General features: G+C 50.9%; 1 protein-coding gene. It reads left to right on the top strand.

Going from position 1 to position 464, the window contains the following annotated elements; genetic code table 11:
- Positions 1 to 97: 97 nt before the first annotated feature.
- On the top strand, positions 98 to 307 hold the full coding sequence (locus ACTHUR_RS20175) for a TraR/DksA family transcriptional regulator (RefSeq protein ID WP_440400575.1): 210 nt from the start codon (positions 98 to 100) through the stop codon (positions 305 to 307).
- Positions 308 to 464: the final 157 nt, after the last annotated feature.

Here is a 464-nt window from a genome sequence, read left to right as displayed (position 1 = left end):
CTCTTAAACCATGCCGTACGTTACGGCGAATACTGCCAAAAATTGGAAGTCCAAGTCTCCGGGTGGCAGGACTGGTACACGAAAGGCCGTCTGAAAAATGACTGATTTTGCCGACCGCGCATCAGAGCGTGAAGCCATATTTTTGGAAGAGTCCCTGGCGAAACATCAAAACACACCGGAACGTGCCGACAGCCTGAGCCATTGCGAAGATTGCGGCAGCCCGATACCGGACGCAAGGCAAAAAGCAGTCAAAGGCTGCACCCGCTGCATCGTTTGCCAAGAATATTTCGAACACGGATGGCCTTAAAAATGGAAAAAACCTTTATACACATCGAATTTTGGCAGTTGGTCGGATTTCTTCTCTCCTTCCTCGGCATCTGTTTTACCTTCGGCAAAATGCTGCTGGCGCAATTCCGCGAGCAGCAGGACGAACGCCAAAAACAGCAAGAGCGCCTGCAAGGCAA

The organism is Neisseria sp. P0021.S007, from assembly GCF_051956855.1.
Note: the sequence above shows the minus strand (reverse complement) of the source record. Positions and strands in the feature narration are given on the sequence as shown.